Consider the following 19,631-nt stretch of genomic DNA (forward strand, 5'->3'; position numbering starts at 1 on the left):
ATGTATCGCACTTTGCTGGCCGCGCCTGTGGCTGCCCTGATGGCGGCGCTGCTGTCCGCAACCGCGCTTGCCGCGGACGGCTACGGCGTCGCCGATTTCGACAAGGTGCCGAAGATCGACGCGCACCTGCACCTGCACGGCGCCAGCCAGGAAGCGTTCCTGGCGCTGGCCCGCAAGGACAACTTCAAGGCGCTGACGATCAACGTCGACTACCCTGACTTCCCGCCGCTCGACCGGCAGCGCAACGTGGCCGCGGCATTGGCGCGCGCCCATCCCGACCGCGTCGCCTGGGCGGCGACGTTCTCGACGGCCGGCTTCGAAGCGCCCGGCTGGAGCGACGCGACGTTGAAGGACCTGGACGGCGCACTGGCCGCCGGCGCCGTCGGCGTCAAGGTGTGGAAGAACATCGGCATGAGCCTGCGCGATGGGCGCGGGCGCCTCGTGATGGTCGACGACGCGCGGTTCGACCGCGTGTTCGACGGCCTCGCGCAACGCGGCGTGATGGTGCTGGGGCACCAGGGCGAACCGCACAACTGCTGGCTGCCGCTCGAACGCATGACGGTGAAGAACGACCGCGAGTACTTCAAGGCCCATCCGGCGTACCACATGTATGCGCACCCGGAGATGCCCAGCTACGAGCAGCAGATGGCCGCGCGCGACCGGCTGCTGGCCAAACATCTGGACCTGCGCTTCGTCGGCGTGCACCTGGCATCGCTGGAGTGGGACGTGGACCGGCTGGCCGCCTTCCTCGACGCGCACCCCACGGCCAGCGTGGACGTGGCGGCGCGCATCGGCCAGCTGCAGTACCAGTCGCAGCGCGACCGCCGGCGCGTGCGCGACTTCTTCGTGAAATACCAGGACCGGCTGATGTACGGCTCCGACCTGGCGCAATCCGAAGAGCAGGACGACGCCGCTTTCGTGGCGGACCTCGACACGGTGTGGCGGCGCGACTGGCGCTATTTCGTCACCGCCGACAGCTTCAAAGTGCCCGAGCTGGATGGGCAGGTGCGCGGCCTGGCGCTGCCGCGCGCCGTCGTCGACAAGCTGTACCGACTGAACGCGGAAAAGGCCTATCCGCGCGCATGGCGTTAATACTTTCGCGATCTTTCGTTCCATATTGCGCAGGGCGTCCTGTATCATCGGGCTACTGTGTTTTGGGTAAGAAAGATCGGGAATGAAAAGAATAAGACAGGCGGAAGCGAAAGCTTCCAAAGATGAAGCGGGGACGATGCCGGAAGACGCGGAACTGCTGGTGGAAGAGCGACGCCGGCACATCCGCGAACTGGTCGCGGAACAGGGCCGCGTCACGGTGGCCGAACTGGCGGCGAAGTTCGACATCTCGCAGGTCACGGCGCGCAGCGACCTGAACGCGCTGGCCGACATCGGCGCCGTGGTGCGCACGCGCGGTGGCGCGCTGGCGCAGCGCGACGATGACGACTTGCCGATCGGCGTGAAGCAGACGTTGCGCCGCGCCGAGAAGATGCGCATCGCCGCGGAAGCCGTGAAGCTGATCGGCGAAGGCCAGACCATCGTGCTCGATTCGGGCACGACGACGGCCGAAATCGCCAAGCAGATCCGCGGCTTGCGGCTGCAGTCCGTGAACGTGATCACGAACGCGCTGAACATCGCCGTGCTGCTGGCCGGCGCGCCGCACGTGACCCTGGTGATGCTGGGCGGCGTGCTGCGGCCCAGCTCCTATTCGCTGGGCGGCCCGCAGGCCGAGGCGGCGTTGCAGGGGCTGCATGCGGACGTGCTGTTCCTTGGCTTCGACGGCCTGGATCCGGAGATCGGCGTGATGACGCCGCACCTGCTGGAAGCACGCCTGAACGCGCGCATGCTGGAGGTGGCGCGCAAGGTGGTCGCGGTGGGCGATTCGTCCAAGCTGGGGCGGCGCAGCCTGTCCGTGATCGCGAAGATCGAACAGATCGACTGCATCATCACGGACGCCGGCGCGGCGCCGGACACGGTGCAGGCGCTGCGCGAGCGCGGCGCGAAAGTCGTGCTGGTCTGAGTCGGCAAGGGCCGGCTTGACCGGCCTTGTGTGACCAGACCAACGAGGAGACCAATGAACGAACAATACGACCGCCGCCGGCGCACGCTGCTGCAATGGCTTGCGGGGGCGCCGCTGGCGGGCGCCGTCGGCGCGGCTGCCGGCAAGGACGGTGCGCAGGGCAGGGAGGTGGCGCGCATCGGCGATGCGGCGATGGCGCTGGAGTTCGACGGCAACCTGCACTGCCGCGTGGTGTCGAAACGTGGTACCCGTCCCGCGGCCGTCACGCCGTTCGCGCCGAGCGAGCGCCTGCGCCTGTCCAATGGCCGCTGGGTCGAGCGCTTCCGCCTGGCGCGCCAGGAAGCGGACCGGGTCGACGGCCCGCACGGCCCGGGCGTACGGCACCGGCTGACCGGCGTATCGGCCGAGGGTATCGAGAAGACGGTCGCCGTCACATTCCACGAACGTCATCCAGCCTTCGCCGTGATCCGCGTCGCCTACCGCAACACGGCCGCGCAGCCGCTGTTGGTGTCGGCATGGGCCAACAGCGCGCACACGCTGCGCCCGGCCGCCGGCCGCAAGGCGGAGTTCTGGACGTATTCCGGCGCCACGCACCAGGACCGGCGCGACTGGGTGCAGCCGATGGAGAGCAGCTTCGAGCAGCGCAACTTCATGGGCATGAACGCCTCCGACTATGGCGGCGGCACGCCGGCGGTGGACGTCTGGCAACGCGACTGCGGCCTGGCGGTCGGCCACCTCGATACGGTGCCGCGCCTCGTCGCGCTGCCGGTGAAGGCGGTGGCCGGCGGCGCTGCGCTGGCGGTGGAGTTCGAGCAGGAGGCCACGCTGGAACCCGGCGCAATGCTCGAGACGCTGGAGACGTTCCTGGCCGTGCACACGGGCGACTACTTCGCGGCGCTGGACCGCTACCGCCAGGTGATGGCCGAGCGGGGCCTGGCTGCGCCGGATGCGCCGGCCGCATCCTACGAGCCGATCTGGTGCGCCTGGGGCTACGAACGCGATTACTTCACCGTGCCGCGCATGACGGGCACGCTGGCCAAGGCGAAGGAACTGGGCCTGGAATGGGCCGTGCTCGACGACGGCTGGCAGAACAACGAAGGGGACTGGCAGCTCGACGCCACCCGGTTCCCCGGCGGCGATGCCGACATGCGCGGCCTGGTCGACAAGATCCGCGAAGCGGACATGAAGCCCCGGCTGTGGATCGCGCCGCTTGCCGTCGACCCGGGCTCGGACCTGTTGCACGACCACGTCGACCGGCTGTTGCTGGACAAGGACGGCGCACCGCAGCTGATCAGCTGGTGGAACAGCTTGTACCTGTGCCCCGCATATGGGCCGACGATCGAGATGACCCGTGCGTGGGTGCGCAAGATCTTCGGCGAATGGGGCTACCAGGGCATCAAGATCGACGGCCAGCACCTGAACGGCGTGGCGCCATGCCACAACCCGGCGCACAAGCACGCGCGGCCGGAGGAATCGTTCGAACAGCTGCCCGCGTTCTGGAAGATGGTCTACGACACTGCCCGCGAGGTGAACCCGAACGCGGTGGTGGAGTTCTGCCCATGCGGCACGTCGTACTCGTTCCACACGCTGCCCTATGTGAACCAGGTGCCGGCATCGGACCCGCTGTCGTCGTGGCAGGTGCGCCACAAGGGCAAGACGCTGAAGGCGCTGATGGGGCCATCCGCCGCCTACGCGGGCGATCACGTGGAGCTCAGCGACGGCGGCGACGACTTCGCGTCCACGGTCGGCATCGGTGCAGTGCTGTCGACCAAGTTCACGTGGCCCATCGATCCGAAGCCGAAGGATTCGTTCCTGCTGACGCCGCAGCGCGAAGCGCAGTGGCGCAAGTGGATCGGCATCTACCGCGACAAGATGCTGCCGCGGGGCGTGTACCGGGGCGACCTGTACGACATCGGTTTCGACAGGCCGGAAGGCCACGCGGTGGCGAAGGACGGCAGGATGTACTTCGCGTTCTTTGCGCCGCACTGGGACGGGCCGGTCGAGATCCGCGGGCTGGGGCCCGGCCGCTGGCGCCTGCGCGACTACATCGACGGAAGGGACGTGGGCGAGGTCGATGCAACGCGCAACCGCATCGCGCTGCGCTTCGAGCATGCCCTGTTGCTGGAGGCGGTGCCGGCCTGATCGCCGCCATGTCGCGTCAGCGCTGCCGTGGCGGCATGCCATTTCATGCGCGCCGCGCGATGCCATCTTCCGCAGTCATGCCAATGTGATGGCACAATGTGACGAATCGGGCGCCGCCGCGCTGGAGGACGTCACATTGGGCTCAACTTCACACCAGCAAGCCGCACCACCCATCCCGCCGCTGCACTGGCGGCGCGCATGGACACATCCCGTGATTCGTCCGGTGATCCTTGCGGCCGCGCTGGCGTCGGCGATCGTCGTCGGGTTCTCGAGCTGGTTCGTGGCGCACGGCAGGCAGACCGAGATCGGCCAGGCCGAGGTGGCCAGTTCGAACGTCGCCCGGATGGTCGGGGTGCAGGTGGAAGCCGCGATGCAGCTGGCCGGCATGGCATTGGCCGACATCGCGGAGCGGGTGGCTCAGGATGGCGATGACGCAGCGGCGCAGGCCCGCCTGACTGCGCATCTCGGCGAGCTGGCAGGCACGTTCCCGGATCTGCACGGACTGTTCGTGTACCGCGCGGATGGCGCGTGGTTCGCCACGTCGCTCGGCCGGCACATGAAGGGAAATAACGCGGATCGCGAGTATTTCCAATACCACCAGGCGCACAGGGGCACGGCGGTTCATTTCGGCAAGCCTGTGAAAAGCCGCTCGACCGGCCTGTGGGTCATGCCGCTTTCCCGCGGCATTTACAGCGGCGACGGCAGGTTCCTCGGGGTGGCGGTCGTCACGTTGCGCATCAATTTCTTCGAGCGCATTTATGACGAGTTGAACATCGGCGACCAGGGGACGGTCCTGCTGATGTTATCGGACGGGACCGTCGTCTACCGCAGGCCGTTCGATGAAAAGCTGATCGGCACGGACCTCTCGCGAGGTAACATCTACAACGAACTGCGCACCCGTTCCGTCGGCTCGGCGTTCCTGGTGGCGAAAGTGGACGGCCTCGTACGCCTCTACAGCTTCCGGCGCCTGGAACAGGTGCCCATTCTCGTGGCGGTAGGGCGCACGAAAGACGACATCCTCGGCAATTGGCGGCGATCGAGCACGCTGATCGGGGCGGCGGCGCTGCTCATCTGCGCGATCTTCGCCGCGTTCGCGGCAAAACTCATCAGGCAATTGCTCATCCGGGAGGAGCTGGACCGGCAACTGCGCGTGCGCGCCGGCGAACTGGAACAGCACAATATCGGCCTGCATGCGCTCGCGCACACCGACCAGCTGACCCAGCTGGCCAACCGGCGCCGCTTCGATGAGCTGCTGGCGCAGGAGTTGCGCCGCGCCGAACGTGGCGGGACGACCGTCTCGCTGCTGTTGATGGACCTGGATTTCTTCAAGCAGTTCAACGACCAGTATGGCCATGTGGCAGGCGACGATTGCCTGCGGCGCACGGCTTCCGTGCTGGCGGCGGAGATCGTCCGGTCCGGCGATCTCGCCGCGCGCTATGGTGGCGAAGAGTTTGCCGTCATCATGCCGAACACGGGCCCCGCCGGCGCCATCGCGGTCGCCGAACGGATCCGGCTGTCGCTTGCGGCGCTGCGCATACCGCACCAGCATTCGGCAACAGGTGTCGTGACCGCGAGCTTTGGCGTTGCCACAGCCGGCCCGGCGCGCACCGGTGCCTACGCTCCCGCCGACCTGATCGAACAGGCGGACCGGCAATTGTATGCAGCGAAAAACAATGGCCGGAACAAGGTGTCCGCAGCGGGGCACCTGCGGGTGGCGCATTGAGCGGTGGCCGCAGGCGCGGGGCGATATCGCCGGGTGCTGGCCGGCCCGGCAGGCCAACATCAGTCATGAGGCCTGCAACGTGCCCCAGGGCTCACGGCTTTGCGAAAAAACCGCGAGGCGGCCAGCGCACAGTGGCGCATCGTGGCCGACCAACGATGGGGCGCTTACACCACTAACGATTGACCCAGCGCGAGGCGCAGCGCGGCGTCGATGCGTGGGGCCGGGTTCCATTCCGGCACTGGCGGCAACAAACCCAGCGACATCTGGCGCAGTGGTTCGCCGATGACCATCGCCAGCAACAGCGAGCAGACCTGGGGCGCGTCATCCACTCGCAGCAGGCCCGCTGCCGCGTGCCGTTCCATCCACTCGGTAAACATGCTCAAGCTACGGTTCATGCCATTGCGCTGGTACACCGCCAGCAATTCGCTGCGGCCCGGGAACTCGCTGCCCAACAGACGAAACAACCCAACCGCTTCGGCGGTCAGCACCTGCGCGGCGATGGAGCGCAGGATCGTCACCAATGCCGGTCGCACATCCGCCGGTTCGGCCACGTCCTGCGCCAGCAGCGGCGCGAAGCTGTCGGTCCAATGCCGCAATACCAAGCCGAGGAGGTCTTCGCGGTTCGCGGCGTAGCGGTACAACGTCTTCTTGGCAAGCCCGGCTTGTTTGGCGACGGCCTCCATTGTCAGGCCCGCATAGCCATTCTGGAGCAGCAGCGACATGGCGGCGGCGATCGCCGCATCGCGCATTTCGTGTTCCGGCCGCGCCGGGCGTCCGCGCGCGCGCTTGCTGCTGGTTGGGAGAACTTCCATTGCACATTCCACTGTTTCCGGGACGTGGATTTTACTCCGCATAATTAGGAAACGTACTGCGTTTCCTTAATGTATAATCGCGTTTCCACTTTGAACAGGGAATTTTCGTTATGTCTGCACAGCCTGATGTTTTGAACACCTACCTGGGGCCGCTCGACGGCTTGCTCGACCGCGCGCCGCTGCCACTGGAAACCGGTATCGCACGCTTGCCCAACGGTTGCCTGCTGGTCGCGGTGCGCACGGACCTGCCGGGCTGCCGTGGCCGCATGGTCGATTGGTGGTTCAAGTTCTTCGAAACGACCCAGCACATCCGCTGGTGGCACCCGCACGATCATGTTGCCCACTACGGCTGGGACAGGAACTGGAAGAAGGGACAGGACTATGTTGGCGCGACGATTCATGCAGTGGAATCGCTTGCCGGCATTCCGCCGGTGGCCGCACAGCTCAAATTCCGTGACCCGCGCGAGCTGTTTGGCGCCGGCGAGCTGGCCGATGCCGAGGCGCGCGGTGATATCTCGGCCGCGGTCTATGCGAGCATCGGTTTTGGTGACGACATCGCCGTCGACGATGAAGGCGATCCGCGCGACGGCCGCATGCTGCATCTGGTGCGCGACACGCCATACGGCTGCGTGCTGCGCAGCCGCTTCCTGCTGGGGCTGGCCGCGGACGAGCCCCGGCATGCCGTGCCGGATGCATTGGGCCTCAACCTGATGAGGCACTGTTATACCGAATTTACCTACCTGTCGCGCTTCCTGCCATCGCTCTACTATGGCGAGCATGCCAATGGGGAGCTGGCACCTTTGCCTTGGTGAACAGACGATCCTGGCAGCGGCCGCCTCACAGGTCGGCAGCTGCTCTCCCGACTGGATCAGCGTTCGTCTACCGGAACTCCTCCGCCACCAGGCCGTACTTCTGCATCTTGTGGTACATCGTCTGCTTCGGCAGGCCGAGCGCCGCGCAGGCCACGCCGACGTTGCCGCCCGCGTTGCGCAGTTCCAGCTCGATCAGCGAGCGTTCGAATGCGCTGACCTGGTCCGCCAGCGAAGCGGGCGGTGTGGCGGCCGCCGCGGCACTGGCGCCGCCGGGCAGCGCGCCGCCCAGGCCCAGCACGTAGCGGTCCGCGGCGTTGCGCAGCTCGCGCACATTGCCCGGCCAGTCGTGCCGCAGCAGCGCCTGCATGTGTGCGGCGGGAACGGGCGGCACGTCGCGCCGGTAGCGGCGCGCGGCATCGAGCATGAAGTGCTCGAACAGCAGCGGGATATCCTCGCGCCGCTCGCGCAGCGGCGGGATGTGCAGCACGATCAGGTTCAGGCGGTAGTACAGGTCGGCGCGAAACTGGCCCACGTCCACCAGGTCCTGCAGGTTCGCCTTCGACGCGGCGATCACGCGCACGTCCACCGGCAGCGGCTGCACGGAACCCAGGCGCTCGATATAGCGCTCCTGCAGCACGCGCAGCAGCTTGACCTGCATGGCCAGCGGCAGGCTCTCGATCTCGTCGAGGAACAAGGTGCCGCCCGATGCGTGCTCGATCTTGCCCACCTGGCGCTTGCCGGCGCCCGTGAAGGCGCCCGCCTCGTGGCCGAACAATTCGCTCTCGAAGATCGTGTCGGGAATCGCCCCACAGTTGACGGCCACGTACGGGCGGCGCGCCCGCTCGCCGAAGTCGTGCAGGCAGCGCGCCACCAGCTCCTTGCCGGTGCCCGTCTCGCCGTAGACCAGTACGTCGGCCGGCTGGCTGGCCACGTCCAGGATCAGCTGGCGCAGCTCGCGCATGGCGGGCGCGTTGCCCAGCAGCGCGGCATCGATGCCCTGGCTGTGCGCCAGGCGCCGGCGCAGCTCGTGCACTTCGAGCTGCAGGCGGCGCTTCTCGGCGGCGCGGCGCACCACGTCGGCCAGCTGCTCGGACGAGTAAGGCTTCTCGATGAAGTCGTAGGCACCGTCGTGCATCGCCTGGACCGCCATCGGGATATCGCCGTGACCGGTGACGAGGATCACCGGCAGCTCGGGATCGATGGCGCGCACGGCGGCCAACAATTCCAGTCCGCTGATGCCGGGCAGCCGCACGTCGCTGACCAGCACGGCGCGGCAGTGCGGCTGCAGCCGTTCGCGGGCCGCTTCGGCGCTGTCGTAGGCGTGCACTGTGAAGCCGGCCAGGTCCAGCGCCTGGGCGCTGCCGTCGCGCACCGTGGGGTCGTCCTCGACCAGGATGATCTCGATATTATCCATCGTGTCTTTCCGCTGATGCCGCCCGCAGTTCGATGACGAACGACGCGCCGGCCTCGCTCGGCTCCGCGCGCAGGCTGCCGCCGAAGTCGCGCACGATCTGTTCCGAAATGGCCAGGCCGAGGCCCAGGCCTTCGCCCTGCGGCTTGGTGGTGAAGAAGGGCTGGAACAGCCGCTCGCGCGCCTCGTTCGACAGGCCGGGGCCATTGTCGCCCACGCGGATCCGCACCGCGCCCGCCGCTTCCGTCACGGATACCGAAAGCGCGCGGGGCGCGCCGCGTTCCAACGTGGCCAGTGCGTCGAGCGCATTGCTCATCAGGTTCAGCAGCACCTGTTCCAGACGGTTGCTGTCGCACAGCGCAAAGATGTCGGCGTCGCTGATATCGAGCGTGAACGCCACCTTGTCCAGCTGCATGCGGCGCTCCACCAGCACCAGCGCGTTGGAGATCGCCGTGTGGATCGAGACGGGGCCCAGCTCGGCGTTGGACTTGCGCGCGAAGCCTTTCAGCTTGCCCGTGATGGTGCCCATGCGCGCGACGATCTGCGAGATCTTCACGAGGTTCTCGCGCGCTTCGGCCATGCGGCCGCGCTCGAACAGCTGCACGGCGTTGTCGGACATCGTGCGCAGCGCCGTCAGCGGCTGGTTCAGTTCATGCGTGATGGACGCCGACATCTGGCCCAGCACAGCCATCTTGCCGGCCTGGTACAACTCGTTCTGCGTGCGGTGCAGTTGCTGCTCGGCCTCGCGGCGCACCTCGGCCTCGTCCATCAGCCGCTGCGTCGTGCGTTCCAGCCGCGCGGTGCGTTCGGCCACCATCATTTCCAGGTTGTTGTACGCGTCCTGCAACTGCTCCTTGGCCCGCAGCCGCTGGCGCACGTACAGGAACAGCAGCAGCAGGAAGCCATACGCCACGCCGGCGAACAGCACGGCCAGCCGGGCGTTGGCGCGCGCGTGGCTCAGGTCCGACAGGTGGATGAACGTCCACTGGCGCGGCGCCAGCGAGCGCTGTTGCACGAGCATGGGGCGGGCGCCGCCGCCTGTCTGTCCGCCAATGACCATCACGCGCGTGCCGTCGGCACGCGTTTCGTCGCGGCTGATCGGCAGTGCCGGCAGCGGCAGCCGGTAGTACTGGCGCGTTTGCGCCAGGTGCGCCCGCACGGCGGGGGAGAGCGCGCGCAGCGTGTGGTATTTCCACGCCGGCGCGGAAGACAGGAACACCACGCCGTTGGCGTCGGCCAGCATCACGTTGTCGGCGCCTTGCACCCAGCCGCGCTCCTGTTCCTCGATGTTCACCTTCACGACGGCCACGCCCTGCATGCGCCCGTCGCGGTACACGCCGCGCGCGTAGAAATACCCCGGCTCGCCGCTGGTGGTGCCCACGCCGTAGAAGCCGCTGGGGCGGCCGCGCAGCGCATCCTGCAGGTAAGGGCGGAAGCGGATGTCGTCGCCCACGAAGCTGCTCTTCTCGCGCCAGTTGCTGGCCGCCAGCGTGCGGCCCTGCAGGTCGACGATGTAGATGATGCGCGAGCCGGCCTGCTTCGACAGCCGCTCCAGGTAGGCGTTCACCTCCTGCCGGCGTGCCGGGTCGCCCGGGTGTTCCAGCAGTGCCAGCACATCCTTGTCCAGCTCCAGCATGTGCGGCAGGAAGTCGTACTTGTCCAGCAGGTTTTCCAGGCTGGCCGCATACACTTCCAGGCGCTGCGCGCCGGCCGCGCGCAGCCGTTCCGTGCTGACGCGTTCGGTCCACCAGTACGCGGCACCGGCCAGCGCCACGCCGCCGGCCAGCGCCGCGCACCAGGCCAGGCGGGCCAAGGCATGCCCTGGCCCGCCCCGCGGGGGCTGGGCGCGGGCCGGTGCAGCCGGTGTTGCCGCGGGCGGATCGGCCATGTTCTCGAGCTGGGCTTGCATCGGGCAACTATAGCAAATCCGCCATGCGCATTGCGTCAGAACGTGTGGCGGATGCCGAGGTTGAAGGCGGCGTTGCCGGCACCGTCGTCGGTGGCGTTGCCCACCTTGTAGCTGGCGCCGTTGTCGTTGTCGATGTGGCCGTAGGCAGTGTACAGGTCGGTGCGGCGCGACAGCGCGTACAGGTAGCCGATGCCGACCTGGCGCGCATCGCGGCGCGCTGCCGTGCGGTCGTCGCGCTGCACGACGGAGACGAGCACGCGGTGCGGGCCGGCCTTGTAGGTCAGGCCGAGCAGGCCGTCGCGGCTGTCCGCGCCGGCCGGGCCGCGGTTGCGCACGAACGCGGCATGGCCGATGAGCGGGCCGTAGGTGTAGCGCAGGACGACGGCGGAATTGCTGGCGTGATCCGCCAGCAGCGGGTCTTCGCGGCGGTGGTGCGTCAGGATGACTATCAGCGGGCCCGGCGCCCACGTCAGCGAGCCGCTCAGCTCGCGGTTGCGTGTCGCGTCGCCCGCCACCTCGCCCGCGCCGTACGCCACCTCGGCCGACCAGCCGGCCAGCACGGGCGTGCGGTAGGCCACCGAGTTGTCCATGCGGCGGTTGCCGGCAATGATGTTCATCGCCTGGCCGGCAAAGCCGTCCTCGAACGGATCGGCCATGTCGCCCAGCGCCTTGTAGTACGGCGAATACTGGCGGCCCGCACTGATGCCGCCGAATGGGCCGGTGAGGCCCACCCAGGCCTGGCGGCCGAACAGGCGGCCGCCGTGGCTCGAGGTGCCCGTGTCGGAGGCGAAGCCGCTTTCGAGCACGAACACGGCGGCCAGGCCGTCCCCCAGGTCTTCCTTGCCCTTCAAGCCCAGCCGCGAGCCGGACGCGATGCCGCCGCTGACGGCCGTCGTCGTGCCGCCCGGGGTGCCGTACTCGGCCACCACGCCGGCGTCCACGATGCCGTAGAGCTGGACCTGGGATTGCGCCTGCGCGGCGCCGGCGCCGGCCAGAGCCAGCGCGGCGGTGACTGCGTGCTTGATATGCTTGCTCATCTTGATGGTATCTCCTTGTTGTAGTGATTTCATGCGGCGCGGGTGGTCGCGCTCTCGTTTTTTGCGGCCGGAGCCGCCGCGGGGGCGGGCGTGTCCAGCGCGCCTTCCCACTTGGCCACGACGGCCGTCGCCACGGCGTTGCCGACGGCATTGGTGGCCGAACGGCCCATGTCGAGGAACTGGTCGATGCCCAACAGGAGCAACAGTCCGGCCTCCGGAATATGGAATTGGGTAAGCGTAGCGGCGATCACCACCAGCGATGCGCGAGGTACGCCGGCCATGCCTTTCGAGGTCAGCATCAGCAACAGCAGCATCGTGACCTGCGTGCCCAGCGACAGGTCGATGCCGTATGCCTGGGCGATGAACAGCACGGCGAAGGTGCAGTACATCATCGAGCCGTCCAGGTTGAACGAATAGCCCATCGGCAGCACGAAGCTGGAGATGCGGCGCTGCACGCCGAACTTGTCGAGCGCAACCAGCAGCTTCGGAAACGCCGCTTCCGAACTGGCGGTGGAGAAGGCCAGCAGGAACGGTTCGCGGATCAGGCCCACAAGGCGCAGCACGCGCGGCCCCAGCACGAGGAAGCCGGCGCCGATCAGCAGCAGCCACAGGCAGACGAGGCCCAGGTAGAAGCCGCCCATGAACCGCGCGAAGGTGAGCAGGATGCCCAGGCCGTTGGCGGTAACGACGGACGCCATCGCGGCGAACACGGCCAGTGGCGCGAAGTTCATGATCGTGCCGGTCATGCGCAGCATCACTTGCGCCAGCTCGTCGACGACGCCCGCAAGCCGCTTGCCCGATTCGCCCAGCGCACCCAGCGCGGCACCGAAGAAGATGGAGAACACGAGCACCTGCAGGATCTCGTTATTGGCCATCGCCTCGACCGGCGACTTCGGCACCACGTGCGTGATGAAGTCCTTCAGCGTGAACGCGGCCGTCTTCAGGCCCGTGCTGGCGTCCACCGGCGGCAGCGGCAGGCCGAGGTTGGTGCCGAGCTGCAGCAGGTTCGACAGCAGCATGCCCAGCGCCAGCGACACCAGCGAAGCGAGCAGGAACCAGGAAAACGCTTTGGCGCCGATGCGGCCGGCGGCTTTGCCGTCGGACAGGCCGGCGATACCGACCGTCAGCGTCGAGAAGACGAGCAGGGCGATGATCATCTTGATGAGGCGCAGGAAGATATCCGTCACCAGCGAGATGTGGCTGGAAATCTCGGCACTGAGCGCCTTGTCGGGAAAGACGGTGTGGCAGGCGTAGCCGACCGCGATACCGAGCAGCATCGCGATCAGGATGTAGAGGGTGAGTGGGCGCTTTTTCCGCATTGCAGTCTCCGTTGTTTTGAAGCCGCGGCAGGCCACCGCGGCGGTGGCTCCTTGATAGCAAACGCTGTGCCAAACTTAAATATTTGCTAAGTGGCTGTTTTTGTTGGAGAAGTTGCTGGGGTGGGAAAGGCGGGCGTCCGAAGAGTTGGACTGTGCCGGGGCGGCTTGTCCGAGCCATTGGACGGGGCGGAGCCGATGAAGCCACCTGTGCCACCGCCTACCGTGAGTACTAAAGGAGACCGCGGCGGCCGGCGTCGGTTCGCTGTTCTGGAGCTTCTCGCTGAGCCAGGACCAGCAGCCGTTCTCGCTGCTGACCTTGGACGGCACGTGGAAGCAGGCCGTCACGGCCGTCGAGAAGCAGCGCCCGCTCGTGCGCAACGCGGCATTCGTCGCGCAGTCGGTGCCAAGCGTGATGCAGGCCGGGAAGAGCTATGCCGTCAGCATCACGATGCGCAATACCGGCACGACCAACTGGGGCTGGGAAGGCTACAAGCTCGGTTCGCAAGTCCCGGCCGACAGCACCATCTGGGGCACCGGCCGCGCCACGCTGAACACGAGCCCGTCCGAAATCGTGCTGCCGGGCCAGACCAAGACGTTCGCCTTCACCGTGACGGCGCCATCCACGCCAGGCACGTATCCGTTCCAGTGGCGCGTGCTGCAGGAAGGGGTGGAATGGTTCGGTACCGCGTCGCCGCTGCTGCAGGTGAGCGTGGTGCAGTAACCGGCGGGAGCGAAGTGGCGGCGGCTCAGCTCTCGAAGAACCGGTAGCCGCCGTCGCCCAGCCTCTTTGCCGCATACATCGCGCTGTCCGCCTGTTCCAGCAGCGCGGCCGCCGTTGTGGGCCCTGCGCGATGCAGGCTGATGCCGATGGCGGCGCCCACGCGCACGTCCGTTTCGCCGACGGCGAATGGCGCCTTCAATGCATCGAGCAGGCGCTGGGCGATCGCGGCGGCTGCCGAGCGGTCGCTGCACGCGGCGGCGACGACGAACTCGTCGCCACCCAACCGGCCCACGGCATCGCCCGGCCGCATGCAGGCCTGCAGCCGCTTGCCGACCTGGCGCAGCAGCTCGTCGCCGGCCGCATGGCCCAGCGTATCGTTGACGGCCTTGAAGCCGTTCAGGTCGATGAACAGCACGGTAGCCTGCGCCGCGCCGCTGGCCTGCGCGAGCATTGCCTGCACCCGTTCGTTGATCCATGTGCGGTTGGGCAAACCCGTCAGAGCATCGCGCGTGACGCGCAGCTCGAGCTTGCGGATCGTCTCCTTGTCGCGCGTGATGTCGCGCGAGACCAGCACCGCGCCGCGGTTCGCGCCGGTGGCGGGGTCCGTCACGCCGCGCGCATTCGTGCCCACTGCGATGTAATGGCCGTCGCGATGGCGTTTGCGCACTTCCACCACGTCGGGCAGCACGGCGCCGGCGAAGATGCGCAGCAGCGCATCGTGGGCGGGGGCCTGGTCGTCGGGATGCAGGAACTCCGTGACGAGCCGGCCGATCATGTCGCTGCGTTCCCAGCCCATCATCGCCGTGTAGGACGGCGAGATCGCGACGTAACGGCCGTCCGGCCCGCAGTGCGCGATCAGGTCCGAGCTGTTCTCCACCAGCAGCACGTGCTCGGCCGCCGCACGCCGGGCGCGTTCGAGCGCCGCGTGCTGCGTCGTCACGTCCACCAGCATGCCGCTGTAGCCGCCGGCATGCGGAATACCCGAGATGACGACGTGCCGCGTTGCGCCGTCGAGGCAGCGCAGCGGCAGCTCGGCATGGAATGGCCAGGCCGCGCCGATCGCTTCCGCCACGGCGCCGGAACACGTGGCGTCCGCACGCACCGCATCGATCCATGCCGGCAATGCGACGCCGCACATGGGCGGCAGCAGCCCATCGATGCTGGCGAGCACGGAGAGGCAGCGGCCGACGCCGTCGGTAGTCCAGACGGCGCTGAGGTGGGAGGAGGGCACGGTGTTCATGGTGGTTCGGGATCCCGGGGGCGCGCGGGAAATAGAGCGGTGGATCGAATGGAGCGGTGGATCGGACGGCGGCACGCGAAGCGCCGGACGAATGTATCCCGGCGCGATATCGAAAAGCAATAAAAAATGGGTTTTGATAACTATTTATCGGCGTTGTGCGGCATTGCCGCGACAGACCGCTGCCGCTTTCACAACGGCGCGGGCGGCTGCACGGCTGGCGCGGGCCGGTTGGAAGTTGCGGTTACCGCGCGCCCTCAGTCCAGCGTGGGCAGCCGCAGCCTGCCGTCGCGCGCACCGAGCTCGCCGGCCGCGCCCAGCAATCCCAGCTCGTCGCCCAGCGCGTCCAGCGCACGCAGGCGGCGCTCTTCGCGCACCTCCGGCGACACGTCGCCGCCGGCACGGCCGTCTTCCGCCCGATACGGCTGCAGCGTCGCGACAAGGTCGCGCATCAGCTGCTGGGCGGCCGGGATCGTGCGGTCGGACTTCAGCTTGCCAAGCACGAACTCGGTGATGCGCTCGGACTGGCTGGCGGACTGCCGCAACGTGGCCTGGCGCAGGCGCCCGTCGCGGTACTGCAGCTGCACGGCGCTGCTGGCCGAGTCGTCGATCTGGTGGTACTTGTAGTTCTGCGTTTCGGACCCGTAATCGAGCGCCAGCGTCGCGCCCGGCTGCAGCGCCTCGTGGTACTGCGCGGTCAGGTGCGATTCCTGCGTCTGCGCGATCGAGCGGGCATCGCGCGTGGCGCCGGCCAGCTGCGTGTGCTGGGCAACCTGGTAGGCGAAGCCGTCCACCTCGTCGCGGCGCACCGGGTTGATGTGCTGCGTGGTCGCGGTGACGGACGCGGTGAAGTCGGCCAGCCCCGTCAACACTACGCGGTCTTCCCGCGTGGGGCTCCACGACCGCCCGGCGCTTGCGCCGGATGCGGCCGGATCGTCCCGCGTGGCGGTACGGGACAGGTCCGCGAACGCGTCCTTGAACATGCCCATCAGGTCGCCATCCGCATGGCCACGCGCGGCCGCCTGGTCGAACTGGCGCAGGTAGCCGGCAATCGCCTTGTCCTGCTGCTGGCGCGTGCCCAGCGCGGCCAGGTCGTCCGTCTTCACGCTCACTTCCGCCTTGCCGGCGGGGCCGTCCAGCGCCACGCTGCGCTGCTGCGCATCGCGGTGGAAGGCCAGCGCTTGCGTGGCCGGCGGCACGGTCGGCAACGTCACCTGCGCATCGAGGTCGATCGAGGCCAGTACGCCGGTATCCACATTCGTCAGACCGGCCAGGCGCACACGGGGCGGCTGCGCGGCCAGGCCGTCGATCGCATCCTGGTAACCCTGTGCCAGATCGCCCAAGGCCGTGCGCTCGGCATCGGTCAGCGCGGCATCGGCATGCATCCGCACCAGCAGCTCGTCGCCGCGGCTGGCCAGCGTCAACCCGACCTTGGTGCCGCCCGCCGTCACGATGTCGAGGGTGAAGTGGTGGTCGATATCGTCGGGCAGCGGATCGGCGCTGGCGGGCAGCGCGGCGCCGGTGCGGATCGCGTCGAACAGCGGTGCCGCGCGGTCGTGGAAGCGCAGCGCGGTGGTCAGCGGCGGGGTGGTGCTGGCGGCAAGGCTGGCGGCGTCCAGCCCCGCCTGGCTCAGCGTGACGATGGCCGATGGCGCGGTGCCGCTGCCGGCGGTCACGCCAGAGGCGGGGCGGGTGGAGGGCGCCGGCACGGTACGCTGCGCCGCGTACAGGCTCGACATGGAAGATACGGTGGTCATGATGCGTTAACGGCAGCTCGGCGCCAAACTGTAGTGCGCCGCGCGCTACGTTCGGTTACGCGGGGCCCTGCGCCGGACCTGCCAGGACCTGGCCGGGGAAACCGGCCTGGCGTGAGACGACGGCGTTGCACCGCGCCTGCCCGGTATAATCGCCGCAGTCTGGTGCATCGCGCGCGTTCATGCGCGCAGTTAAACGGGAAACACATGGTCGTGCAGCCGCAGCACGCAGACCAGGGTGTACTGCCCCCGCAACGGTAAGCAAGCGTCGTCTGCGACGACAAGCCGTCTTCCAAAGCCACTGTGCCGCCGGCATGGGAAGGCAGGACGGTTCGCCTTGCCAGTCCGGATACCGGCCAGACGGGGGGCGCGCGCCGGCGACGGCGCAGCGCTGTTCGATCCGGCGCACGGGAGGTGAGCCGGGTTGTCACTTCACTTTTCAATATGAACAAGACAACGATCTTCCTGATCGCGGGAGGGCTGTGCGCGGCCGTCACGACGCAGGCGCAACAGATGGATGCGGCAGCCAGGGTTGAACTGGTAGGACACTACGATAACGGCATCGGGACCTCGGACGGGGCCAGCCAGGGTTCCGTCACGGCGGAGTTGATGGCCAGTCGCCCGGCGCTGCGTCCCGGCGAACTGCTGGAGTTCGTGCCTGGCGTGATCGTCACGCAGCACTCCGGCGACGGCAAGGCCAACCAGTACTACCTGCGCGGGTTCAACCTGGATCACGGAACGGATTTCGCGACCTTCGTCGACGGCATGCCGGTCAATATGCGCACCCACGCGCATGGGCAAGGCTACACGGACCTGAACTTCCTGATCCCGGAACTGGTGGACCGGATCAACTACCGCAAAGGCCCTTACTATGCGGACGAAGGCGACTTCGCGTCGGCCGGCGCCGCGCGCATGACGCTGGCCAACCGGCTGAAGGAAAACACCGCCGCCGTCACCGTCGGCGAGCACCAGTACGTCCGCTCCGTGCTCACCGGCTCGACGCCGCTGGGCGCGGGGAATCTTCTGTACGGCGCGGAGTACGCCCACAACGACGGGCAGTGGGTGGTGCCGGAAGCGTTCCACAAGAGCCTGGGCGTGCTGCGTTACTCGCAGGGCGCCAGGGACGACCAGTTCACCGTCACCGGGATGTTCTACCAGGGCGCCTGGTATGCCAGCAACCAGATTCCGCTGCGCGCGGTGCAGGGTGGCCGGATCGATCGCTACGGCACGATCGATCCCAGCGATGCGGGCGAAACGTCGCGCTACAGCCTGTCGGCGACGCTGCGCAAGCGCAGCGCCGACAGGCTGCTGCAGGCGAATGCCTACGTCGTGCAATCGGCATTGACGCTGTTCGCCAACTTCACCTACTTCCTCGACGATCCGGAAAACGGCGACCAGACCCGCCAGACCGAGAAGCGCCGCATGGGCGGCTTCGACATTGCGCACACGTGGTTCAGTCACTGGGGCACGCTGGACATCGCCAACAAGGTGGGGGTGCAGGGGCGCTACGACTACCTGTCGCCGCTGGCGCTGTACGCCACGCGCGACCAGCGCACGCTGCGCACGATCAGCGAGTCCACCGTGAGGGAGGGCAGTGTCGGCCTCTTCGTCGAGAACACGATCAAGTGGCGCGACTGGCTGCGGACCACGGCGGGCCTGCGCCACGACCGCTATCGCTTCGACGTGGCCAGCGACATCGCCGAGAACTCCGGCAAGGTCGGCGCCGGCACGACGTCGCCGAAGCTGGGCATCGTACTGGGTCCCTGGGCGGCGACCGAATTGTTCGTGCAATACGGCGCGGGCTTTCACAGCAACGATGCGCGCGGCACCACCGTCCACCTGGCGCCGAAGGAGCGCGAGCCGGTCGATCCGGTCACGCCGCTCGTCAAGACGCGCGGCGCCGAGATCGGTGCCCGGACGGAAATCGTCCCCGGCCTGCAAAGCTCGCTCGCCGTGTGGAAGCTGCGCGCGGCCTCCGAACTGGTGTTCTCCGGCGATGCGGGCGACACGTCGCCCAGCCGCGGCAGCAAACGTTCCGGCGTCGAATGGAACAACCACTACATCGCGAATGCGGGGCTGCTGCTCGACCTCGACCTGGCCTGGTCGCGCGCCCGCTACACGGGGCATGACGAAGCGGGCGACCACATTCCCGGCGCGATCGGCAAGGTGGCGTCGTTCGGCGCCACCATGACCAACGTCGGCCCGTGGTCGGCCGCTTTCCAGATGCGCTACATCGGGCCTCGCCCGCTGATCGAAGACGACAGCCAGCGCTCGGGCACCACCGCGATCGCGTATGCGCGGCTCGGCTACCGCTTCAACCGGCGCTGGGCTGCGCAACTGGATGCGTTCAACCTGTTCGATCGCAGGGTCAGCGACGTGGACTACTACTATGCCTCGCGCCTGCCGGGAGAGCCGGCGGAAGGCGTGGCGGACATCCACTATCATCCGGCGGAGCGCCGTTCCTTCCGGTTGACGGTGAAGGCGTCGTTCTGAGGGCGCTGTCACCGAGCTGGGCGCCATCGGTTGGTTTGCTGTCTTAACTGCACAACAGCGATATAGCGCCATGCGCCACCTCAACAAATTTACAACGGAAGCGTGACATTTTCGCGCCATTTTCAACCAAATTTGATCCGCATCCCCCAAATCGGGCTGTTACCGATGTTTTCCTAAGGTAACATCTTCTCGGTTAGTTGCTATCGAGAAATTCAAAAATATAAATTCCGCAACTGAAATTGCAACTGGG

The 19,631-nt window shown here is 67.6% G+C and carries 14 protein-coding genes and 1 riboswitch; of the genes, 7 read left to right on the forward strand and 7 right to left on the reverse strand.

What is annotated here, in order from left to right; all coding sequences use genetic code 11:
- From IP92_RS20210 to IP92_RS20225, 4 genes are all read left to right on the forward strand, one after another.
- Entirely contained in the window at window positions 1-1,092 is a 1,092-nt protein-coding gene (locus tag IP92_RS20210; RefSeq protein ID WP_199271846.1) for an amidohydrolase family protein, read from the forward strand.
- 82 nt (window positions 1,093-1,174) lie between these two features.
- Window positions 1,175-2,011, forward strand: coding sequence for a DeoR/GlpR family DNA-binding transcription regulator (locus tag IP92_RS20215; protein WP_145878421.1), 837 nt, complete (start codon window positions 1,175-1,177; stop codon window positions 2,009-2,011).
- A gap of 54 nt (window positions 2,012-2,065) precedes the next feature.
- Window positions 2,066-4,153: a glycoside hydrolase family 36 protein gene (locus IP92_RS20220; protein ID WP_145878423.1), complete on the forward strand. Its 2,088-nt coding sequence runs from the start codon at window positions 2,066-2,068 to the stop codon at window positions 4,151-4,153.
- Complete coding sequence (locus IP92_RS20225; protein WP_229418874.1) at window positions 4,086-5,876, forward strand: sensor domain-containing diguanylate cyclase; 1,791 nt, start codon at window positions 4,086-4,088, stop codon at window positions 5,874-5,876. Before IP92_RS20220 ends, IP92_RS20225 begins: the two co-directional genes overlap by 68 nt.
- A 164-nt stretch (window positions 5,877-6,040) precedes the next feature.
- Here the strand turns inward: IP92_RS20225 and IP92_RS20230 are convergent, their stop codons facing one another.
- Window positions 6,041-6,688, reverse strand: a complete 648-nt coding sequence (locus IP92_RS20230; protein ID WP_145878425.1) for a TetR/AcrR family transcriptional regulator — start codon at window positions 6,686-6,688, stop codon at window positions 6,041-6,043.
- Window positions 6,689-6,798: 110 nt separating this feature from the next.
- Between IP92_RS20230 and IP92_RS20235 the strand changes: the two genes are divergently transcribed.
- The gene (locus IP92_RS20235; RefSeq protein WP_158206847.1) at window positions 6,799-7,500 is read left to right on the forward strand and encodes a DAPG hydrolase family protein; all 702 of its coding nucleotides are present in this window, start codon (window positions 6,799-6,801) and stop codon (window positions 7,498-7,500) included.
- A 67-nt stretch (window positions 7,501-7,567) separates the two neighbouring features.
- Here the strand turns inward: IP92_RS20235 and IP92_RS20240 are convergent, their stop codons facing one another.
- From IP92_RS20240 to IP92_RS20255, 4 genes are read right to left on the reverse strand one after another with little or no spacing between them, the layout of a single operon-like run.
- Entirely contained in the window at window positions 7,568-8,914 is a 1,347-nt protein-coding gene (locus IP92_RS20240; protein ID WP_145878429.1) for a sigma-54-dependent transcriptional regulator, read from the reverse strand.
- Window positions 8,907-10,820, reverse strand: coding sequence for a sensor histidine kinase (locus tag IP92_RS20245; protein WP_229418875.1), 1,914 nt, complete (start codon window positions 10,818-10,820; stop codon window positions 8,907-8,909). Before IP92_RS20245 ends, IP92_RS20240 begins: the two co-directional genes overlap by 8 nt.
- Before the next feature lie 35 nt (window positions 10,821-10,855).
- Entirely contained in the window at window positions 10,856-11,845 is a 990-nt protein-coding gene (locus IP92_RS20250; RefSeq protein ID WP_145878750.1) for a porin, read from the reverse strand.
- 41 nt (window positions 11,846-11,886) lie between these two features.
- Window positions 11,887-13,176, reverse strand: coding sequence for a dicarboxylate/amino acid:cation symporter (locus IP92_RS20255; protein ID WP_229418876.1), 1,290 nt, complete (start codon window positions 13,174-13,176; stop codon window positions 11,887-11,889).
- A gap of 316 nt (window positions 13,177-13,492) precedes the next feature.
- Here IP92_RS20255 and IP92_RS20260 point away from each other — a divergent pair, with 316 nt between their 5' ends.
- A complete protein-coding gene (locus IP92_RS20260) occupies window positions 13,493-13,897 on the forward strand; it encodes an NBR1-Ig-like domain-containing protein (protein ID WP_145878431.1) in 405 nt (134 codons plus the stop codon).
- A 25-nt stretch (window positions 13,898-13,922) separates the two neighbouring features.
- Here the strand turns inward: IP92_RS20260 and IP92_RS20265 are convergent, their stop codons facing one another.
- Window positions 13,923-15,137, reverse strand: coding sequence for a sensor domain-containing diguanylate cyclase (locus IP92_RS20265; protein WP_145878433.1), 1,215 nt, complete (start codon window positions 15,135-15,137; stop codon window positions 13,923-13,925).
- Window positions 15,138-15,391: 254 nt separating this feature from the next.
- The gene (locus tag IP92_RS20270) at window positions 15,392-16,891 is read right to left on the reverse strand and encodes a hypothetical protein (RefSeq protein WP_145878435.1); all 1,500 of its coding nucleotides are present in this window, start codon (window positions 16,889-16,891) and stop codon (window positions 15,392-15,394) included.
- 143 nt (window positions 16,892-17,034) lie between these two features.
- A riboswitch (cobalamin riboswitch) is annotated at window positions 17,035-17,263 on the forward strand.
- A 69-nt stretch (window positions 17,264-17,332) separates the two neighbouring features.
- Between IP92_RS20270 and IP92_RS20275 the strand changes: the two genes are divergently transcribed.
- Entirely contained in the window at window positions 17,333-19,381 is a 2,049-nt protein-coding gene (locus IP92_RS20275; protein ID WP_229418877.1) for a TonB-dependent receptor, read from the forward strand.
- The last annotated feature ends 250 nt before the right edge of the window (window positions 19,382-19,631 follow it).

The organism is Pseudoduganella flava (genome assembly GCF_007830495.1).
Lineage (GTDB): Bacteria > Pseudomonadota > Gammaproteobacteria > Burkholderiales > Burkholderiaceae_D > Rugamonas > Rugamonas flava.